Source organism: uncultured Friedmanniella sp. (assembly GCF_964244285.1).
In the GTDB taxonomy this organism is placed as follows: domain Bacteria; phylum Actinomycetota; class Actinomycetes; order Propionibacteriales; family Propionibacteriaceae; genus Microlunatus.
Map to the genome: position 1 here is coordinate 484159 of NZ_CAXTHT010000003.1, position 19869 is coordinate 504027.

Consider the following 19869-nt stretch of genomic DNA (forward strand, 5'->3'; position numbering starts at 1 on the left):
GACTCCCCAGGAGCGACCATGAACCAGCAGCGACCCGTGTGGGTCATCACCGGCCCCACGTCCGGCATCGGCTACCGCACCGCCCTCGAGCTCGCCGCTCACGGGACCGTGGTGCTCGTCGGCAGGAACGCCGACAAGCTGGCCGGCGTCCAGCGGCAGATCGAGGCGAGCGGAGGAGGCGCCGTACCGGTGGTCGCTGACTTCGCCGACGTCCGCAGCGCGCGTCGCGCAGCCTCCGAGATCACCGCACTCGACCTTCCGATCCGAGGCGTCCTCAACAACGCCGGGATCATGTTGTCCAAAGCTGCGGTGAGCGAGCAGGGATGGGAGCTCGCGTTCGCGACGAACCATCTCGGGCCACTCGCCTTCACCGACGCACTCCTCCCGGCTCTCGCCGACGGGACCAATGTCGTGTTCATCGCCTCCGCCGTCGAGGACCCGGGTCGGGTTCTGGCGGTGCGAGCCGGGTTCCGCGGCAGCCGCTACGTCTCAGCAGAGGCGTCAGCTCGCGGTGAGTACCAGCCGGGAGGCTCCTCCCGCCCGGGGATGGACGCCTACGCCACGTCAAAACAGGGCAACCTCGCCACCGTCTTCAGCCTGGCCAGGGAACACCCTCGGCTGCGCTTCCGCGCGATCGAGCCCGGCGTGAACCCGGCCTCCAACCTCGGCAGCGACGTCCCCGCTGCGCTGCACGTCCTCGCACGGGCACTGTCCCCGGCGTTGTCGCTCCTGCCGCACTTCACCACGCCGGAGCGCGCGGCGCGGGTCATCGTCCGGATCCTGACCGACGCGTCGGACGCGAGCGGCGTCTACTACGACGAGAACGGACGTCCCATGTCCGGCTCGAGGCAGATCAGCGATCCCCTGTACGCCGACCGGTACGTCGCGGAGAGCCGGGAGCTCCTCGCCTCGGTGCCCTCCTGACCAGCGGTCGTCTCCAGAGAGCGGCACGCCCCGGTGCTGCGCCAGATCCGTCCGGTGGAGAATGTCCGTGACGCCCAGCACATCGTGCTGGGGCGCGATTCGCTCCGAAAGCTCCACGCCACCCAGGACGCCCTCGCGGCTCAGGTCCGGCCGATCCTCGGGGGCAGGAGTCGCCTCGCGAACGTCCAGATCCCGATCTGAGGAGCACGAAAAAGCATGCAGTACACCTACCTGGGCCGGACCGGCCTGTCGGTTTCGCGCCTGTGTCTCGGCACCATGAACTTCGGTCCACTGACCGACGAACCCACCAGCCACGCCATCATGGACTCCGCCCACGACAGCGGCATCAACTTCTTCGACACCGCCAACGTCTACGGCCGGGCCGTCTCGACCGGCCTGACCGAGGAGATCGTCGGGAACTGGTTCGCCACCGGGGGCGGCCGGCGGGAGAAGACCGTGCTCGCCACCAAGCTCTACGGCGATCTGCCGGGGGAGGGGTACGAGGCGACCTGGCCCAACAGCGGCAAGCTGTCGGCCCTCAACATCCGCCGGGCGCTCGACAAGAGCCTCCAGCGGCTGCAGACCGACTACATCGACCTCTACCAGTTCCACCACATCGACCGGAACACGCCCTGGGAGGAGATCTGGCAGGCGCTCGAGGTCGCCGTCCAGCAGGGCAAGGTCCTCTACGTCGGATCGAGCAACTTCGCCGGCTGGCACATCGCGCAGGCGCAGGAGGCGGCGGCCCGCCGCAACGTGGTCGGTCTGGTCAGCGAGCAGTCCATCTACAACCTGCTCAAGCGGGAGGTCGAGCTGGAGGTCATCCCCGCGGCCGAGCAGTACGGCCTCGGCCTCATCCCGTGGTCCCCGCTCCAGGGAGGACTGCTGGGCGGGGTGATCAAGAAGATCGAGGAAGGAAACCGCCGCAACGACCGCTCCGAAGAGCTGGAGCGCAATCGGGATGCGATCCAGGGCTTCGAGGACCTGGCCGTTGAGCTCGGCCACTCCGCCGCCGAGCTCGCGCTGGCGTGGCTCCTGCACCAGCCCGTGGTGACGGCTCCGATCATCGGCCCGCGTACCCCCGACCAGCTCGACAGCGCCCTCGGCACCGTCGAGATCCAGCTGGACGCCTCGACCCTGGCCCGGCTCGACGAGCTCTTCCCCGGCCACAAGCCCGCCCCGGAGGACTACGCGTGGTGAGCCGGTAGCTCGACCTCCATGATGGTGCCGTGGCAGCAGGCGGTGGACGCGGGGTCGACGAGGCGTTGCTGGATCGGCTGGCCGCGGAGGGACGTCGGCTGGTCGAGGCCTATCGTCTCGGCTCCCCCGAGGCGAGGGTGCCGGGGTTGGTGTGGTCGGCGCGTGAGGTCGTCGCCCATACCGGCGCCGTTCATCGCTGGGCCGCCGACATCGTGGCGCGGGCCCTTCCCACGAACGAGACCGGGGGCAGCCAAGCGTTCGCCCGGACCGGGCCTGACGAGACGCTGACCGAATGGTTCCTCGAGGGTCTCGACCGCCTGGTCGAGACATTGGACGCGGCTGCCACCGATCTGCGCTGCTTCACCTTCGTCCCCGGCGTGGCGCCCCGGTGAGTTCTGGATCCGGCGTCAGGCGCACGAGACAGCCATCCACCGTCTCGACGTCGAAGCGGCCGCGGAGGTGGCCATCAGCGGAGTCGAACCATGGTTCGCTCAAGACGGTCTCGGCGAGATCGTCGGCGCGTTCGCCCGGGAACCGCAGTTCGCCATCCGACGCCCCGGTCGACTCCTTCTGGTGGCCTCCGACGGCCCCAGCTGGAAGATCGACTTCGACCCCGACGGCAGCGGCGGCGGGAACCGGGTCAGTACCGGTGAGCTCGCCGTCGAGGATGCGAGTGCGGCGGTGTACGGCACCAGCGACCGCCTCTACCGGTGGTCGTGGAACCGTCCCGTCGACGGTCTTGACGTGGTGGGTGACCTCGCCGTTCTCCAGGCATGGCGGGAGACGGTCCGCATCCTGTGACCCGCCGGAGTCCTAGTGATCGGGCAAGGATGGCCACCGAGCGCACGCCCACTGCAGCCACGTCGCGTGCCCCGGCGGGACTGCCGGGATCGAGCCGCCGCCCAGCTCCTCCAGGTCCGGCGCTTCGAACTGGGCCTGCCACTGCTCCAGGTCAGCGTCGCTCATCTCGAAGTGACCCGGCCCGCTCTCGTACCGGCCGACGATGCGGACGCGCTGATCCTCAAGGCCGACCGGCAGGTAGACCACCTGAGTCTGGACGTCCGCGGACGCTGCGATCCAACGCAGCGCTGAACGTTCGTCCCGGCCCCAGAGGCCGAAGTCGAGGACGACGTTGATGCCCGGCGGGCAGCTCGCATCCCGATCTCCACCAGCTTGCCCTCGATGCGGTCCCGATGACCAACCCGTTCCGTCGACCGCCACCGGCTCGGGCTGTCAGCATCGAACACCGCCATCTGCCAGTCGTCCGGCGTGAGACGAAGGGCTGACTCGCTGACCTCCAGCTCCTTGGCTCTGGTGGTCTTCCCGGCGCCGGGCAGTCCCACGATGAGGTAGATGGTCATCCCGAGACGCTCACCCCTTGAGGGCGCCCGCGGCGATGTTGGAGATGAAGTGCCGCGAACCGATGAGGAAGACGCCGATCAGCGGCACGACACTGACCGCCGCGCCGGCCATGATCATCCCGAAGTCGGTCTGGTAGACGCTGTTGAGTGAGGCCAGCGCCGTCTGCAGGGTCTGGTGCTGGGGGTCGACGAGCACGATCAGAGGCCACACGTAGTCGTTCCAGGTTCCGATGAACGTGAAGATGCCGAGGAACGCCAGGCCCCCGCGGAGCATCGGAACGCCGACGCTCCACCACGTCCTGAAGAAACCGGCTCCGTCCACACGAGCCGACTCCACGAGCTCGTTGGGAATGGAGGAGGTGGCGAACTGCCGAAGCAGGAAAATGCCGAACGCGTTCGCGGCTCCGGGGACGATGAGCGCCTGGAACTGTCCGATCCAGCCGAGAAAGCTCATCAGCACGAAGCTCGGCACCAGCGAAAGGCTGCCCGGGACCAGGAACGTGGCGAGCATGAGCACGAAGAGCACGTTCTTGCCGGGAAACTCGTACTTCGCGAAGGCGAAGGCGGCGAGGGAGTCGAAGAACATCACCAACAGCGCGCAGGCCAGGGAGATCAGAAAGGTGTTGAGCATCGCCTGGAACAGGTCGACGTTCGCGATCACGTTCCGGATGTTCTCTCCGAAATGCGTGCCGGGGACCAGCTTCGGCGGGTAGCCGAAGATCTCCGCGGTGGTGTGGGTGGACATCACCAGCAGCCAGTAGAAGGGGAAGATCGACAACAGCACGCCGACCACCAGGCAGAGGTGGGTGATCAGCTTGGCGGCGACTCCGCGCCGCTTGATTCCGGCGTCGAAGCCGGCGTGGCTGGTCTCATCCGGCCGAGCCGTACCGGTCTGCAGGTCTCGGGATGCGGTGGGCGCGCTCACGATCCGACCTCCTTGGTCTGGCGCGACGGCGTCTTGATGCCGTCGCGCTCCCGCACGAGCCGCCAGTTGATGATGGCGAAGACCACCGCGAAAACGAACAGAGCCCAGGCGATCGCCGAGCCGTAGCCGAAGTCGAACTGGTTGAAGGCCTGGTTGTACTGGTAGAGAACGATCGTCATGCCGGCCTCGTCGGGGCCGCCGGTGTTGGCGGGACCGCTCGCACCGGCGAACAGGATCTGGGGTTCGGTGAAGAGGCTGAGGCCGCCGATGGTCGAGGTGATCAGCGTGAACAGGATCACCGGACGGAGCAGCGGCACGGTGATCTGGGAGAACACCCGCCAGCTGTTGGCGCCGTCGACCCTGGCCGCCTCGTAGAGCTCGGTGGGAATCGCCTGCAGCCCGGCGAGGTAGATGATCGCGTTGTACCCCGTCCACCGCCAGATGACCATCGCCGCCAGGGTCACCTTGATCCCCCAGTAGGTCGACACCCAACCGACGGGGTCGGCGCCCAGTTGTTTCAACGCGGCGTTGATCAGACCGAAGCTGTCGGAGAACACCGACCCGAAGACGATGGCCATCGCGACCATGCTGGTGATGTTGGGGACGAAGAACGCCACGCGGTAGACGCCTTTGGCCCCGATGTTGCTGTGCAGCAGGAAAGCCAGGACCAGCGCCAGGAAGAGCATCGGGATCGTGGAGAGCAGCCAGATGATCAGGGTGTTCAGGGCGGCGTTCCAGAACCTCGGGTCCGACACCAGGTAGCGGTACTGCGCCAGCCCGACGAACTTGATCGTGCCGACCCCGTCCCAGTCGGTGAAGGAGAGGACGATCGAGTAGCCGATCGGGAACAGCCCGAAGATCAGGAAGAGTACGTAGAACGGGGCGACCGCGACGTACTGCGGCCAGAACCGGCGCAGCCCGCGGCGCCGCGGTGGCTGGTCGGTTGCGCCGCGAGCCGGCGCCGGAATCGCGGTCTGCGGACGGTCGACGACTGCCATCAGATGACCCCCCTCTTCTTGAGGATGCGGTTGGTCTGGTCGACGGCGTCCTGCCACGCCTGGTCGGGGTTTTTGCCGGCGGACTCGACGTTGGCGATCTCGGTCGAGAAGGCACCCACCTGGGACTCGTAGGTGCTGATGAACGTGGTCGGGACTTCCTTGGCTGCCTCGCTGAAGAAGGTCAGGGGGTCCTGGTCACCGAAGAAGCCCGTGGCGCTCTTCATGGTCTGGGCGGTGAAGCTCGCGGGGCAGGAGGGGAACAGCTGGATCTGGTTGAACGTGTCCGCCTGGTTCTGCGGGTTCATGGCCCACCTGATGAAGTCGACCGCCGCGGCCGGGTCCTTGGCCGTGCTCGGGACGCAGAGGAACGAGCCACCGCTGTTGCCCGGTTTGACGGGCTGGCTGGCCAGTCTCCACTTGCCCTTGGTGTCGGGGGCGGTGTCCTTGAGGATCTCGGCCCACCAGACCGCTTCGACGTGTCCAGCGATCTGGCCGCTGCTCCAGCCTGCGTTCTGGTCGGTTGCCGTCTGGGCGTTCGCGGTGACCTTGGCCTGCGCCGCCGTGACTGCGGTGTCCCAGGCCTGTTTGACCGCGCTGCCCTCGTTCTCGAACAGCGGGCGGTTGCTGGTGTCGAAGTAGCGCTCGGTACTCGCGTTGAGGTACTGCGTGAAGATGGTGTTCGCGGTGATGTCCAGTGCGGCGTTTCCGTCGGTCCGCAGCTTCCGGCCCAGCTCGATGAAGTTGTCCCAGGTTCTCATCGCGGCACCGACCTCGTCGGGGGAGGAAGGCAGACCGGCCTTCTGGAAGACGTCGGCACGGTAGTAGAGCCCCGTCGGCCCCGTGTCCATCGGCCAGAACATCTGCCTGCCGCTCGGGGCCGTGCCGAGCGCCCACTTCCAGTCGAAGTAGTCCGGCTTCGCCTCGGCGGCCCCGTACTGGTTGAGGTCGACGAAAAGGTCCTCGTTCGGGAAGTACAGCGAGCAGTTGGAGTTGATCGCCGTGATGTCGGGGATGTAGGCGTCGCCCGCCAGGCTGGTGCGCAACCGGGTGTCGAAGGTGCCGCCGATCACGTCGGAGCGCAGCCTCCTGGTCGTTCCCGGGATCTGCTCCGCGGCCGCGGCGAGCAGCTTGGGGTTCATCGACCGGGCCCAGTACCAGAGCACGAGCTCGTTGGGGTCGGACGAGATCGACACACTCGACCCACAGCCGGTGAGGCCTCCGGTCGCTGCGGCCACCCCGAGGGCCGCAGCACCTCCGAGCAACCGGCGTCGCGTCAGCACAGCCATGATCCGTACCCACTCTCATCATCGAGGCGAAGGCGTCCGCGTGATGACGGCGCCCCTCGCTGGGGGTCCGTGAACGCTCACGCAGTAGATCGAGACTTGCACCCGGCGGCGGGGCTGTCAACCATTCCCAACGGGCATTCCCAACGGGTCGACCTCGGCGTGCGGCCAGGCCCGGACGGCTGGTTGACCCGGTGGGACCGAGGCGTCTAGCGTTACTCCGTGAACGTTCACAGTGCCTCGTCGGAGGCCAGTCCTGCCCGGTTCGGCTGGGCCGTCCTCGGTCCCGGCAACATCGCCCGCCGCTTCGTCTCCCAGCTCCCGGGCAGCGCCCGCGGAGTGCTGGTGGCGGTGGGGAGCTCCGACCCGGACCGGGCGGCGGCTTTTGCCCGGCAGTTCGACGCCGCGTCCGCCCACACCGGGACCTACGCCGAGGTGCTGGCCGACCCGTCCGTCGACGCCGTCTACATCTCCACCGTGCACACCGGCCACGCTCACCTCACCCTGCAGGCGCTGGCCGCGGGCAAGCACGTCCTCTGCGAGAAGCCGCTGGCGCCCAACCGGGGCACGGTGATGGCGCTGGTGGATGCGGCCCGGACGAGCGGTCGGAGCCTGGTCGAGGCGTACATGTACCGCTTCCACCCGCAGACGGCGAAGGTGCTCGACCTGGTCGCGGCCGGCGCGATCGGCGATCTCGTCCACATCGACGCCTCCTTCGCGTTCCGCACCGGCGGCACCACCGGCCGGCTCTTCGACGTCGATCTCGCGGGCGGCGGCATCCTCGACGTGGGCGGCTACCCGGTGTCGATGACCCGGGCGGTGGTCGGGGCCGCCGTGGGGCGGCCGTTCGCCGAGCCGTCCGAGGTGACCGCGACGGGGACGATCGGGGCCACCGGGGTCGATGAGTGGAGCGTCGCCCGGCTCACCTTCGCCGGCGGGGTCACGGCGTCGGTGCGGACCGGGGTCCGGCTCCAGGACCTCAACACGGTGACGATCTACGGCTCGCGCGGGACCATCCACCTGGACGACCCGTGGACCCTGACCGACGACCCGGTGCTCACCCTCACCGTCGTGGGCGAGGAGCCGCAGGAGCGCCGCTTCGGAGGCGCGCTGCCGTACGCGCTCGAAGCCGACGCCCTCGCCGACAGCGTCGGTCTGGGCGAGGCTGCGCAGCTGAGCCTGGACGACTCGCTGGGCAACGCCCTCGTGCTCGACCAGTGGCGCGCGGCGATCGGCCTCCGCTACCCGTTCGAGTCCGAGGACGCCGCCATCCCCACCGTCTCGGGCTCCCCGCTGACCGTCGACCCGCAGCACCCCATGACCTACGGCGAGATCGCGGGCGTCGCCAAGCCGGTCTCCCGGCTGGTCATGGGCGTGGACAACCAGCCCGACCTGGCCCACGCGTCGGCGATCTTCGACTATTTCGTGACCCAGGGCGGCAACACGTTCGACACCGGGTACATCTACGGCGGCGGCCTGCTCGAGGGACGGCTCGGGAGGTGGATCGCCAACCGGGGCATCCGCGAGGACGTCGTGGTGATCACCAAGGGCGCCCACACCCCGCACTGCGACCCGGATTCGATCACCCGCCAGCTTCTCGAGAGCCTGGAGCGCCAGGGCACCGACTACGCCGACATCTACATGATGCACCGCGACAACCCGGAGGTGCCGGTCGGTGAGTTCGTCGACGTGCTCGACGAGCACTTCCACGCCGGCCGGATCCACGTCTACGGCGGATCGAACTGGACGCCGGCGCGGGTGGACGAGGCCAACGCGTACGCCGCCGCCAACGGCCGGGAGCCCTTCCGGGTGCTGAGCAACCACTTCGGCCTGGCCGAGGCCTACGACGTCCCCTGGGCCGGCTGCGTGCACGCCACCGACCCGGCATCCAAGCGCTGGCTGGCGGAGCGGCAGATTCCGCTGCTGCCCTGGTCGTCCCAGGCGCGCGGCTTCTTCGCGGGGCGTGCCCGTCCCGAGGACCACTCCGACGCCGAGCTGGTGCGCTGCTACTACAGCGACGCCAACTTCGAGCGGCTGCGGCGTGCGACGGAGCTCGGCGCCGAGCACGGGGTGGCCGCTACGGCGATCGCGCTCGCCTTCGTGCTCTGCCAGCCCTTCCCGACCTTCCCGCTCTTCGGTCCGCGTACGATCAGCGAGTGCCGCTCGTCGATGGCCGGTCTCGGCATCGAGCTCAGCTCCGCGCAGCTGGCGTGGCTGGACCTCATCGGGGAGTAGATGTGCCCGTCGGCGGGACCGCCCGGTCGGCGACGATCAACGACGTCGCCGCCGCTGCCGGGGTGTCTCGCCAGACGGTGACCCGCGCGATGAACGACATGCGCGGGATCAGCGCCGACACCAAGCAGCGGGTCCTGTCCGCAGCCCGGAGCCTCGGCTACCGTCCGTCCCGCTTCGGCCGCGGGCTGGTCAAGGCCCCGCTGAACACGCTCGGGTTGGTGATCGACGACCTGGCCAACCCCTACTACCCCGAGCTCGCTGCGGCGGTGATCGGGTTCGCGGCCGAGCGTGGCTGGAACGTGATGCTGGCGGACGCCGTCCACGTCCGTGACCGGCACCGGTTGATGACCGACCTGGCTCAGCAGGTGGACGCGATCGTCGGCTACCTCAGTCTCGACCCGGTCGACGGGAGCGGGGCGGCTGGGGGGGACGTGGTGGAGCTGGCCGGGCTGCCGGTGGTCCGGATCGACCACGACGACGCCGCCGGTCCGCCGCGGTTCGGGGCGATCTCCCTCGACCCGGACGCGGCGATGGTCGCGGTGGCGGCCCACCTGGCCGCGGTGGGCGTCCGTCGACCGGTCATGCTCGACGCCTCCCCTCCGGGGCGGGCCAGCGGCCGGGCCCGACACGTTGCCGTGTCCCTGGCCGCGCACGGACTGGCGTGTGCGGTCTGGCCGGCCGGCGACGCCACGGTGGCGGCCGGGGCGGAGGGCGCCGAGGACCTGATCGCCCACGGCCCGCCCTTCGACGCCGTCGTCGCCTTCAACGACGCCGTCGCCCTCGGCGTGCTGCAGACCTGCCGTCGGCACGGGGTGGACGTCCCCCACGACGTGCGCGTGGTGGGGATGGACGGCTTGAGCATCGGCACCTACGTCACCCCCCAGCTGACCACCCTGGCCATCGACATGAGTGAGGTCGCCCGTCACGCCGTCGAGCTCGCCGTGGGGATGCGGCTCGGCGAGCTGCCCTGGAGCGGCCCCACCGTGCACCGCCGGGTCGCTCACCGGCTGGTGGTCCGCGAGTCGGCCTGACCAGTCACTCCGTCGAGCGGCGACGCCGAGCCTCGCCCCGGATCCTCGAGCAGCTTCACACGCGCGGCGCGCATCCCGCAGACCGGCTCTGATGCGCCGCACGCGGCCTGGGCGACGGGCCCCGCCTTACCATCCAAGGGTGCGAGAACCCGACGCCACCTTCGCCGACCCGCGACTAGCCGTCCTGTACGACGCCCTGAACGGTGACCGGAGGGACCTCGACGCCTACGTGGCCATCGCGCACGAGGTCGAGGCGCGGCGCGTCATCGACGTCGGTTGCGGGACGGGTGCTCTTGCCGTCCGACTCGCCGGACGGGGCGTGACCGTCATCGGCGTCGACCCTGCGGGAGCCTCCCTGGATGTGGCCCGGACCAAGCCGGACGCCGAGCTCGTGACCTGGGTGCACGGGGACGTGACCTCCCTGGTCGCCCTCGAGCCCGCGGCCGACCTCGCCGTGATGACGGGCAACGTGGCGCAGGTCTTCGTCTCCGACGAGGACTGGTACGCCACGCTGCGCGCCGTCCGGAGCTGCCTGCGCCCCGGCGGGTGGTTCGTCTTCGAGACCCGGCGACCCGAGGTCCGGGACTGGGAGACCTGGACCTCCGCGCCCGGCTCGGTCGCTCTGCCTGACGGCCGGGCGGCGACCGTCTCCTGCACCGTGACCGAGGTCGCGCTCCCGCTCGTGACCTTCGAGGGATCGACCGCCGTCGGCGAGGAGGTCCTGAGGTCCACCTCGACCCTGCGTTTCCGCGACCGTGGAGAGCTCGAGCGCGACCTCGGCCGCCACGGCTTCGACGCTGTCGAGGTACGCGACGCCCCCGACCGCCTGGGCAAGGAGATGGTCTTCCTCGCCCGGCGCGCCTAAGGGTCGGGCGGCGTCTGGGTCAGGCGACGGCGTCAGCCGTGACGGCGACCGGGACGGGTGCCTGCGCTGCCGCAGGACGTGGGTGAGCGAGCGAGAGACCCTGTCCGCGTCGGCGGAAGACGACGGCCGAAAGGACGGCCCCGAAGGCGAAGAAGCCGGCGCACCACCAGTAGGCCGTGTCGTAGCTGTGCACCGCGGCGGCCGCGGCAACCGCCGCGGTGGTCGGCGCGTGCGAGGCCAGGTAGCCGGTTGCCGCGGTCGCGGCGAGCGTGTTCAGCAGCGCGGTTCCGATCGAACCGCCGACCTGCTGGCTCGTGTTCACCAGCGCGGACGCAACGCCGGCGTACTGCCGGTCGACGCCGAGGGTGGCGGTCTGCATCGACGCGGGCATGATCGTGCCCATCCCGGCGCCCATGAACATCAGGGGTAGCAGCAGCGTGGGCGCGTAGGAGCTGTCGACGCCGAGCCGGGTGAACAGGACCATCGCGGTCACGGCCAGCGACATGCCGATCGGCACCATGACCTTCGGTCCGAAGCGCGGCACGAAGAGGTTGGTCGAGAGCTGCGCGGCCAACACGAGCATCACGATCATCGGCAGGAACGAGACGCCGGTGCGGATGGGTGAGTAGTGCAGGGTCTCCTGCACGTAGTAGGTGACGAACAGGAACACCCCGAACATGCCGACCGCCGCGATCAACACGGACGCGTAAGCGGCGGTGCGGTTGCGGTCCCGCAGGATCACCAGCGGCAGCAGCGGGTGCGCCGAGCGGCGTTGCCAGAGCACGAAGGCGACCAGCAGCACGCCGGCGGCGACGAGGAAGCCCCAGGTGTCGGCGGAGCCCCAGCCGTCGGACGCGGCGTTCGAGAAGCCGTAGACGAGGCCGAACAGCGCGCCGGAGACGAGGACCGTGCCGGGGATGTCCAGCTTGGGCCGCGGCCCCGTGCGCTGCAGGTTCGGCACCAGGAACGCCGCGCCGATCACCGCGACGACCGCGATCACGTCGTTGATGTAGAGGTTCCAGCGCCAGTCGAGCTTCTCGGTCAGCAGCCCGCCGAGCAGCAGGCCGATCGCACCCCCGGCACCGGCGAGGGCGCCGAAGATGCCGAACGCGCGGGCGCGCTCCCTCGGCACGGTGAAGGTCGTGGTGAGGACGGCCAGCGCGGTGGGCGCCAGCAGCGCGGCGAACAAACCCTGCAGGGCACGCGCCGCGACGAGCAGGTCGAACGATTGCGCCGCGCCGCCCAGCGCGGAGGCGGCCGCGAAGCCGACCAGTCCGATGAGGAACATCCGCTTGCGGCCGACGAGGTCGGAGAGGCGGCCACCGAGCAGCAGCAGGCTGCCGAAGGCGAGGGAGTAGGCGGTGACGACCCACTGGCGGTCGCCGTCGGAGAAGCCGAGGTCGGCCTGGGCGGACGGCAGCGCGATGTTCACGACGGTGGCATCGAGCACGACCATCAGCTGGGCGAGCGCGACGACGGCGAGGGTCCACCAGCGGCGGGACGAGGCGGCTGGCTCCACCCCGGGGGAGGGCGAGCCCTCCGACGCGGCGGCGGGAGAGGTCGATGAAGGCATGGCGCGAGCCTATACGAAACTCACTCGTTCCGGAACTGTTTGGTTCCAGAACCTGTCGGTATCGTATGCTGGACGCCAGAAGCAGTAAGGAGAGCGCCGCGATGACGCAGCAGGATCTGGTCCCGGACGTCACGGACGGGGCCGAGCAGCCCCCCAAGCTCGGGCGCAAGCGCGACCACACCCGCGACCCGGAGATCCTGCAGGCGGCGGTCGAGGTGTTGGCGGAGTGTGGCTACGAGCGGATGACCATCGACATGGTGGCCGCCCGCGCCAAGGCCGGCAAGGCGACGCTGTACCGCCGCTGGGCGTCCAAGGGCGAGCTGGTGGTCGACGCGATCGCCTGTATGAAGCAGGGCGAGTACTCCCCGGACAACCTGCCCGACACCGGCACCCTCCGGGGCGACCTGCTGGCGATGATCCGCCCGCACTCGCTCGAGGAGAGCGAACGCAAGCTGCAGGTCATGGGCGCCGTCGCCTCGATGATGACCCGGGACCCGCAGCTGGCCGAAGCGGTCGGCGCGGCGATCACGGAACCGCGGTCGGCGCTCAACCGGGCGCTGATGCAGCGCGCCGTCGATCGGGGTGAGGTCCGAGCGGACGCCGACATCGAGACGATCGCCCAGATCGGACCCTCGATGGCCGCCTACCGGACACTGACCCAGGGCAAGCCGGTCGACCGGACGTTCCTGGTGTCGATCATCGACAGCGTGGTCCTGCCGGCGCTCGGCCTGCCGCCCGGCGGCTGAGTCGCCCGCGGCTGTCATCCTGACGCGGTGAGTCCTGAAGCCCTGAGCCCCGAGACCGCGCACCACCGCTGGCTCGAGTACTGCCTGGCCCGACCGGGCGCCTGGCGGGACGAACCGTGGGCGGGCGACGTCGTGGCCAAGGTCGGGCCGCCCGACAAGGGCAAGGTCTTCGCGTTCCTGGGGAGCCCCGAGGGGCGCCTGGTCATCGGGGTCACGTGCGGCGACCGCGAGCAGGCCGACCTCTGGCTGGAGCGCTACCCCGGAGCCGCGTCGAAGATGCGCTACTGGGGCCAGCACGGCTGGAACACCCTCGCCCTCGACGGCACCGTTCCCGACGACGAGCTGAGCGAGCTCATCGACGGTTCCTACGCCCTCGTCGTGGCCAAGCTGCCCCGGGCCCAGCGGCCAGGCAGTTCCGGCTGAGGCTGGGGACCGCCACCGCCCGTCAGACAATTCGATACCTGCGGTATGGAAACCCGCTCTCGTGCGATACCCTGGGTATCGAAGGGACGGACCCATGTCAGATCAGATGCTCAACCGGCTTCGGCCACGTCGCGCCGACGTGCGCGAGCAGGTGCTCCACGCCGCAGCGGCGGCCTTCGCCACGCACGCCTACGCCGACGTCTCGGTGGCCGACATCGCCGCGGCGGCAGGCTTCACCAAGGGTGCGGTGTACTCCAACTTCGGCGGTAAGCCCGAGCTCTTCGCGGCGGTGTTCGCTGGAGAGTTCACCGGACTGCTCGGTGGGGTGCTGACCAAGGCGGTCGCCGCCATCGAGGCCGACGCGAGCGAGCCGGCCCGCGCCGTCGGCAGCTCGCTGGCCCGCGGCGTGACGCAGGACCAGCGGCTGCCCGCCTTGCTCGCGGAGTTCCGGGCGCTCGCCACCCGTGACCCCGAGCTCGGCCGCGTCTACGCCGAGCTGCGCCTCCGCCAGCGGCAGGAGCTCGAGCAGCTGCTGCTCGGCGTGGCCGACCGGGTCCCGCTGGTCGCCGGCGTCGACGTGGCGGTTGCCGCCACCTTGTTGCTGACCTGCGTGAACGGGGTCTCACTGGAGTACGCCGCCGCCCCCGAGAGCCTGCCCGAGCCGTTGATCGAAGCCATGCTCACGCACGTGCTGACCGGGATCCTGGCGTGACCGGGGCGCTGGTCGTGGCCGAGGGCCTGAGCCTGGCCACCCAGGCCGGACCGGTCTTCGCCGACCTGACCTTCACGGTCCCGCGCAGCCGGCTCTCCGTCGTGGTCGGCCCGTCGGGCAGTGGCCGTTCCGCCCTGCTGCTGGCCCTCAGCGGCCGGATGCGCGGCCTCTCCGGCAGCCTCCGGCTCGGGCAGCACGCTGCGACGACCCGGCCGCGCGATCTGCGTCGGCGCACCGCGATCGCGCGTGTGGCCACCCTGGTCGGGCCGGAAGGTCAGCTGACGGTCGGTGAGTCGATGGTCGAGCGGGCGCTGATCGACGGCGTCCAGGCCTCGCACGCGGACGCGGCGGTGGCCGAGGCGGAGCAGGTCCTCGAGGTGACCTTCGACCGCGACGTCCTCGTCGACCAGCTGCCTGCCTACGAGCGCTCGCTGCTCTGCGTCGCCCTGTCCATGGTGCGACCGGCGGACCTGATCGTCCTCGACGACGCCGACCACTCCCTCGACCTCGCCGAGCAGCGCCGACTGCTCGCCGCCCTGTCCCGGCTGAGCGTGACCGGCCGGACCGTCCTCACCAGCACCACCGAGGCGGCGGCGGTCCCGGCGGACGCCAACGTCATCGCGCTGTCCCGGCTGAGGACCGCCCAACCTGCCACCCCGAACGAAGAGTCCTGATCATGCGCGTCCCTGCTGCCCGCCTCGCTCGCTTCGAGCTGCGGCGCTTCCGCGAACGACCGGCCAAGATCGCGCTGGTGTTCGTGCTGATCATCCCGCTGCTCTACGCGGCGGTGTACCTGACGGCGAACTGGGACCCCTACGGCCACCTCAACCGGCTGCCCGTCGCCGTGGTGAACGACGACCAGCCGGCCGCGGTCAACGGGAAGACGATCACCGCGGGCGACGACTTCGTGGCGAGCCTGCACGAGAAGAACAGCTTCGGCTGGACCGACACCACCGGCGCCGAAGCCACCCGCGGGCTCCGCGAGGGCGACTACTACCTCGCCGTCTACGTGCCGGCCGACTTCTCCGCCAACCTCGTCAGCGGGCAGGGCGACGACCCGCAGCGGGCCAAGATCACCCTGCGGCGCAACGACGCGAACGGTTTCGTCGTCGGCAGCCTGACCAACAGCGCCCAGAACACCATCGCCCGCGCGGTCGACGAGTCCGCCGAGGCCAGCTACTTCGACGCCGTCTTCGCCAACCTGGCCAAGATCCGGTCCGGTCTCGTCGATGCCGAGCAGGGTGCCGACAAGCTGCACGACGGCCTGGTCACCGCGAAGGACGGCAGCCAGAAGCTGGCTGACGGTGCCGGCACCGCAGCCCAGGGCGCCACCACCCTCAGCGACGGCGCCTCGACGCTGGCCAACGGACTCGACTCGGCCCGGACGGGGTCGGCCGACCTCGCCTCGGGTCTGACGAAGCTCGACACCAGCTCAGCCCAGCTCAGAAGCGGTGCCGCCGAGGTCGCCTCGGGCAACCGCCGGCTGAACGACCAGGTCCAGCCCGCGCTGAAGGCGGCCCAGGATGCGTTGCCGGGTCTGCAGTCCGACGCCCAGGCCGTCACCACCCGGCTGGACACCATCGCGTCCCAGGCGGCCGGCAGCTCCGGCTCGATCTCCGATGACCTCGACACCGCGGGCGACCAGCTGGCGGCGTTGAAGGAGCAGTACCCCGAGATCGCGGACAGCCAGGCCTACCGGACCGCCGTCTCCCGCCTGGACACCGCCTCCGGGCGCGCCGACGACATCGCCGCCGACGTCCGCACCGGGACCGCCCGGGTCGACAAGATCAACGCCCAGGTGCAGTCGGGTGGCGGGCTGGACAAGCGGATCGGGAAGGCGCGCGACGACCTCGACGGCCTGGCGAGCGGCTCCTCGGCCGTCGCCTCCGGAGCCAAGAAGCTGCACGCCGGCATCCACAGCGCCGCCACCGGCGCCGGCTCGCTGAGCACCGGCGTCAGCCAGGCCGCCGACGGAGCGTCGAGCCTGTCCACCGGCGCGAGCACGCTGAGCACCGGCGTCGCCTCGCTGCACGACGGCGCCGACGACCTGACCGACGGCCTCACCACGCTGCAGAAAGGCGCCGGCACGCTCTCGTCCCAGCTGGGCCGTGGAGCCACGCGGATCCCGACCCTCAGCGCGGACGAGCAGGCCCAGGCCGTCCAGGTGCTCTCCTCGCCGGCCGACGTCACCACGCAGGTGGACAACCCGGCCACCTACTACGGCCGCGGGCTGGCGCCGCTGTTCTTCTCGATCGCCATGTGGGTCTTCGGGATCTCGGTGTTCCTGGTGGTCCGCCCCATCTCCGGCCGGGCGCTGGCCGGCCGGGCGACCTCGCTACGGCTGGCCATGACCGCGTGGCTCCCCATCGGCGCGATCGCCGTCGCCGCCGGCTGGTTGATGGTGGGCGTCGTCTGGGCCGCCCTCGGTCTCGACCCGGTGCACCCCGTGCTGGTCATGACCCTGGCCGCTCTGGCCGCGGTCTGCTTCTCGGCCATCGCCCACCTGCTGCGGACGGCGCTGGGCACCCCGGGCTCGAGCCTGTTGCTGGTGCTGCTGATCCTGCAGCTGACCGCCGGCGGGGGTACCTATCCGGCCCCGCTGCTGCCCGGCTTCTTCGCCGCGCTCCACCCCTTCCTGCCGATGAGCTACCAGATCGACGCCTACCGGGTGGCCATCTCCGGCGGCGAGCTGAGCCATCTCGTCCGCGACGTCGGGGTCCTCGCGGGCGTGGCGGCGGTGGCGCTCAGCCTGACCGTCGTCACCGTGCACCGGCGCAAGCAGCTGAGCATGCGCGACCTGCACCCGCCGCTCGTCGCCCCCTGAGCTGAGGCCGGGTTTCTGTCAGTGCCTCCTGGCATCGTGAGGCACCTGATCACAGACCGAGGAGAGAACCGATGCCTGGAACCGCCCCACCCGCCGCCACCGAGGCCGAGACGCTCCTCGGCTTCCTGCGCCAGCAACGCGACGGTCTGCTCTACGCCGGGTACGGGCTCACCCCCGACCAGCTGAGGGCGACGCCGACCGCGAGCACGCTGAGCGTCGGGGGCCTCGTCCAGCACGGCATCCTGACCGAGGCCCAGTGGGTCGACGTCATCGCCGGCCGGTCCACCGAGGGCAGCCAGGACGACTACGCCGCCGGGTTCCGGCTCGGCGCGACAGGGTCCTACGAGACGCTGCGCGCGCGGCAGGCCGAGCAGGCGGCGGCTACCGACGAGCTGGTGAGGTCCTTGCCCGACCTCGGCGCCGCCGTCACGCTGCCGGAGGCGCCGTGGATGCCGAAGGGACCGGGCTACACGGTCCGCTGGGTGCTGGTGCACATCATCGAGGAGCTCAGCCGCCACGCAGGCCACGCCGACATCATCCGCGAGCACATCGACGGCGCCACCATGTACGCGCTGATGGCCGCGGCCGAGGGCTGGCCGGAGACGCCGTGGATGAAGCCGTGGCGGCCGGCCGCGACGTGAGGGCAGTCAGACGGTACGGATCGAGCGAGTGACCGTGAAGGCCGTGTTCTGGCCCATCACGTCGGTCGTCCCCACCAGCCGCCGCAGCGCGCGCAGGTACGGCAGGTGGGAGTTGTAGACCGCCCAGAGCTCCCCGCCCGGGGCGAGGGCGCGGGCCGCGTCGGCGAACATCTCGAAGGCGACCGCGCTGTCGCGGGCGTTGCCGCGGTGGAAGGGCGGGTTGCAGAGCACCAGGTCCACCGACCGGTCGGGCACGCCCTCCATCAGGTTCGTGCGCCGCACCTCGACCCGGTCTGCCACCCCGTTCGCCTCGGCGGTGGCCGCGGCGGAGAGCGCGGCCGCCCGGGACTCGTCCACGGCCAGCACGCGGGCCTCAGGCAGGGTGCGGGCCGCGGCCACGGCGAGCAGCCCGGTGCCGCAGCCGAGGTCGACGACCTGCCGGGCCGTGCGGGCGAACGTGTCACCGAAGCTCAGCAGGTAGCGGGTGCCGAGGTCCACCGCCGGTCCCGCGAAGGCGGCGCCGTGCGCGCACACGGTCAGCCCGAGGTCGGCGTCCGCGGCGCAGACCGGGTAAGGCGAGGTGGCCGCCGGCGCCGTTCCGGTGGCGATGAGCACCCGGGACTTCTGCGCGCCCAGGCTGGCGCGTACGGACCCAAAGTGGCGGCCGAGGACGTCGTTCATGCTCCGGCTCATGTGCTTGACCCGGCCGCCGGCGAGCAGCTCGACCGTGGGGTCGGCCCAGCGGGCGACCCCCTCGGCGGTCTCGTCCAGCGCGGCGAGCCCCTTGGGCAGCCGGAGCAGCACCCGACGAACGTCCTGCCAGAGCTCGGGGCCCGGCGGCAGGACGCGAACCTGCGCCATGTCGGCCGTGCTCTGCCGGACAGCCCGTTCCTCGCTCAGGGCGTCGCAGCTCACGCGGACCTCGGCGACTCCCAGCTCGGAGACCAGACCGCGGGCCAGGGCGCCGTCCTGGTCGTCGACCACCACCACCGGTCCGTCGGACCGCAACAGGGCGGCCTCGCGCAGCAGGATCAGGTCGACGGGGTCGGCGAGCGGCTGCACGGGGCAATCCTCTCGTGGTTCCTATCCGAATAAAGCAAGGCTACCCTTACTGGTAGGTGGAGGTGTGGCGCTGAGCCGCAGTCTCCGACGCAGACGATGGCGTGAGGACGACGGATGTCACAACGAGGGACAGCACAACCAGGTAGGCCGAAGCGGGTGGCGCGGAGCGCGGAGGTGGTGCGCGCGGAGTGGCTCAGCCCGTCGATGCGGCGAGTGTTCTTCACCGGACCGGACCTGGTCTGCATGGCCGAGCTGCCGTTCACCGACCACTACGTGAAGATCCTCTTCCCGCCGGCCGGCGCGGACTATGCCTGGCCCTTCGACCCCGACGACGTCAAGGCGACGCAGCCGGCCGAGCGCTGGCCGGTGACGCGGACCTACACCGTCCGCTCCTACGACGCCGAGAGCAACGAGATGGCGATCGACTTCGTCGTGCACGGGGACGAGGGACTCGCCGGCCCCTGGGCCGCGGCTGCGGAGCCGGGTCACACACTCGGCTTCTTCGGTCCCGGCGGCGGCTACGCCCCGGACTCCACCGCCGACCATCACCTGCTGGTGGGCGACGAAGCGGCGCTGCCGGCGATCTGCGCCTCGTTGGACCGGCTCGGACCGACCGCACGCGCCACCGTGTACGTCGAGATCGACGACGCCGCCCAGCAGCAGGAGATCTGCTCGGCGCCTGCGGTCCAGGTGGTCTGGGTGCCCCGCGCCGGCCGGCCCTACGGGGACGCACTGGCCGAAGCGGTCCGCACGGCCGGCCTGCCGAGCGGCGACGTCCAGGCCTTCGTGCACGGCAACGCCGACATGATCCGCCAGCTGCGCCGCTACCTCTTCGTCGAGCAGTCCTTCGACCGGACGCGGGTGTCGATGTCGGGCTACTGGCGCACGGGTCAGACGGAGGACCGCTGGCAGGCGACCAAGCGGGAGTTCAACGCCGAGCTGGAGGCTCAGGACACCGCCGCCGCCTGACCGCTGGCCCGCGTTCGCGGGGCCGTCGAGCCAGGGGTCGCTCGCGCGGTCTGCGTTCCGACCTGCCGTCCGCCGGTTGTTGGGCGACAATGAGTCG

20 protein-coding genes and 1 pseudogene are annotated in these 19869 nt (G+C 70.6%); 14 read left to right on the plus strand and 7 right to left on the minus strand.

Annotation, left to right across the window (positions count from 1 at the left end):
• Window positions 1–18 precede the first annotated feature (18 nt).
• From ACFE7W_RS10355 to ACFE7W_RS10370, 4 genes are all read left to right on the plus strand, one after another.
• A complete protein-coding gene (locus tag ACFE7W_RS10355) occupies window positions 19–924 on the plus strand; it encodes an SDR family NAD(P)-dependent oxidoreductase (protein WP_375424684.1) in 906 nt (301 codons plus the stop codon).
• 216 nt (window positions 925–1140) lie between these two features.
• Window positions 1141–2124, plus strand: coding sequence for an aldo/keto reductase (locus ACFE7W_RS10360; protein WP_375424685.1), 984 nt, complete (start codon window positions 1141–1143; stop codon window positions 2122–2124).
• 29 nt (window positions 2125–2153) lie between these two features.
• Window positions 2154–2516, plus strand: coding sequence for a maleylpyruvate isomerase N-terminal domain-containing protein (locus tag ACFE7W_RS10365; protein ID WP_375424686.1), 363 nt, complete (start codon window positions 2154–2156; stop codon window positions 2514–2516).
• A gap of 181 nt (window positions 2517–2697) precedes the next feature.
• A complete protein-coding gene (locus tag ACFE7W_RS10370) occupies window positions 2698–2925 on the plus strand; it encodes a hypothetical protein (RefSeq protein ID WP_375424687.1) in 228 nt (75 codons plus the stop codon).
• A 12-nt stretch (window positions 2926–2937) separates the two neighbouring features.
• Here ACFE7W_RS10370 and ACFE7W_RS10375 read toward each other — a convergent pair whose 3' ends face one another.
• From ACFE7W_RS10375 to ACFE7W_RS10395, 5 genes and pseudogenes are all read right to left on the minus strand, one after another.
• Window positions 2938–3345, minus strand: coding sequence for an AAA family ATPase (locus ACFE7W_RS10375; protein ID WP_375424688.1), 408 nt, complete (start codon window positions 3343–3345; stop codon window positions 2938–2940).
• Window positions 3327–3485 (minus strand): annotated as a pseudogene (locus ACFE7W_RS10380) (AAA family ATPase); the annotation flags it as partial. The pseudogene ACFE7W_RS10380 and the gene ACFE7W_RS10375, both read right to left, overlap by 19 nt.
• Window positions 3486–3495: 10 nt before the next feature.
• Complete coding sequence (locus ACFE7W_RS10385) at window positions 3496–4326, minus strand: carbohydrate ABC transporter permease (protein ID WP_375424868.1); 831 nt, start codon at window positions 4324–4326, stop codon at window positions 3496–3498.
• Between the two features lie 80 nt (window positions 4327–4406).
• Window positions 4407–5408 carry a carbohydrate ABC transporter permease gene (locus ACFE7W_RS10390; RefSeq protein ID WP_375424689.1) on the minus strand — a complete coding sequence of 334 codons (1002 nt, stop codon included), beginning with the start codon at window positions 5406–5408 and terminating at the stop codon, window positions 4407–4409.
• Window positions 5408–6694, minus strand: coding sequence for an ABC transporter substrate-binding protein (locus ACFE7W_RS10395; RefSeq protein WP_375424690.1), 1287 nt, complete (start codon window positions 6692–6694; stop codon window positions 5408–5410). The genes ACFE7W_RS10390 and ACFE7W_RS10395 overlap by 1 nt, the downstream gene beginning before the upstream one ends.
• 219 nt (window positions 6695–6913) lie before the next feature.
• Here ACFE7W_RS10395 and ACFE7W_RS10400 point away from each other — a divergent pair, with 219 nt between their 5' ends.
• From ACFE7W_RS10400 to ACFE7W_RS10410, 3 genes are all read left to right on the plus strand, one after another.
• Window positions 6914–8926 carry an aldo/keto reductase gene (locus ACFE7W_RS10400; RefSeq protein WP_375424691.1) on the plus strand — a complete coding sequence of 671 codons (2013 nt, stop codon included), beginning with the start codon at window positions 6914–6916 and terminating at the stop codon, window positions 8924–8926.
• Between the two features lie 2 nt (window positions 8927–8928).
• Window positions 8929–9957, plus strand: a complete 1029-nt coding sequence (locus ACFE7W_RS10405) for a LacI family DNA-binding transcriptional regulator (protein WP_375424692.1) — start codon at window positions 8929–8931, stop codon at window positions 9955–9957.
• Between the two features lie 139 nt (window positions 9958–10096).
• Complete coding sequence (locus ACFE7W_RS10410) at window positions 10097–10822, plus strand: class I SAM-dependent methyltransferase (RefSeq protein WP_375424693.1); 726 nt, start codon at window positions 10097–10099, stop codon at window positions 10820–10822.
• A gap of 19 nt (window positions 10823–10841) precedes the next feature.
• Here the strand turns inward: ACFE7W_RS10410 and ACFE7W_RS10415 are convergent, their stop codons facing one another.
• Complete coding sequence (locus ACFE7W_RS10415; protein ID WP_375424694.1) at window positions 10842–12395, minus strand: MFS transporter; 1554 nt, start codon at window positions 12393–12395, stop codon at window positions 10842–10844.
• A 101-nt stretch (window positions 12396–12496) separates the two neighbouring features.
• On the opposite strand from ACFE7W_RS10415, the gene ACFE7W_RS10420 reads away from it, so the two are divergent.
• The 6 genes from ACFE7W_RS10420 to ACFE7W_RS10445 all read left to right on the plus strand — a co-directional run bounded on the left by ACFE7W_RS10420 (window position 12497) and on the right by ACFE7W_RS10445 (window position 17741).
• On the plus strand, window positions 12497–13141 hold the full coding sequence (locus tag ACFE7W_RS10420; protein WP_375424695.1) for a TetR/AcrR family transcriptional regulator: 645 nt from the start codon (window positions 12497–12499) through the stop codon (window positions 13139–13141).
• Between the two features lie 27 nt (window positions 13142–13168).
• Entirely contained in the window at window positions 13169–13564 is a 396-nt protein-coding gene (locus ACFE7W_RS10425; protein ID WP_375424696.1) for an MmcQ/YjbR family DNA-binding protein, read from the plus strand.
• A 94-nt stretch (window positions 13565–13658) separates the two neighbouring features.
• Window positions 13659–14276: a TetR/AcrR family transcriptional regulator gene (locus tag ACFE7W_RS10430; RefSeq protein ID WP_375424697.1), complete on the plus strand. Its 618-nt coding sequence runs from the start codon at window positions 13659–13661 to the stop codon at window positions 14274–14276.
• Window positions 14273–14950: an ATP-binding cassette domain-containing protein gene (locus ACFE7W_RS10435; RefSeq protein WP_375424698.1), complete on the plus strand. Its 678-nt coding sequence runs from the start codon at window positions 14273–14275 to the stop codon at window positions 14948–14950. Before ACFE7W_RS10430 ends, ACFE7W_RS10435 begins: the two co-directional genes overlap by 4 nt.
• Before the next feature lie 2 nt (window positions 14951–14952).
• Complete coding sequence (locus tag ACFE7W_RS10440) at window positions 14953–17100, plus strand: YhgE/Pip family protein (protein ID WP_375424699.1); 2148 nt, start codon at window positions 14953–14955, stop codon at window positions 17098–17100.
• Window positions 17101–17171: 71 nt separating this feature from the next.
• Window positions 17172–17741 (plus strand): DinB family protein, encoded by a 570-nt coding sequence (locus ACFE7W_RS10445; protein WP_375424700.1) that lies wholly within the window; start codon window positions 17172–17174, stop codon window positions 17739–17741.
• A gap of 6 nt (window positions 17742–17747) precedes the next feature.
• Here ACFE7W_RS10445 and ACFE7W_RS10450 read toward each other — a convergent pair whose 3' ends face one another.
• Entirely contained in the window at window positions 17748–18803 is a 1056-nt protein-coding gene (locus ACFE7W_RS10450) for a class I SAM-dependent methyltransferase (protein ID WP_375424701.1), read from the minus strand.
• A gap of 156 nt (window positions 18804–18959) precedes the next feature.
• Between ACFE7W_RS10450 and ACFE7W_RS10455 the strand changes: the two genes are divergently transcribed.
• Window positions 18960–19772 (plus strand): siderophore-interacting protein, encoded by an 813-nt coding sequence (locus ACFE7W_RS10455; protein WP_375424702.1) that lies wholly within the window; start codon window positions 18960–18962, stop codon window positions 19770–19772.
• Window positions 19773–19869: the final 97 nt, after the last annotated feature.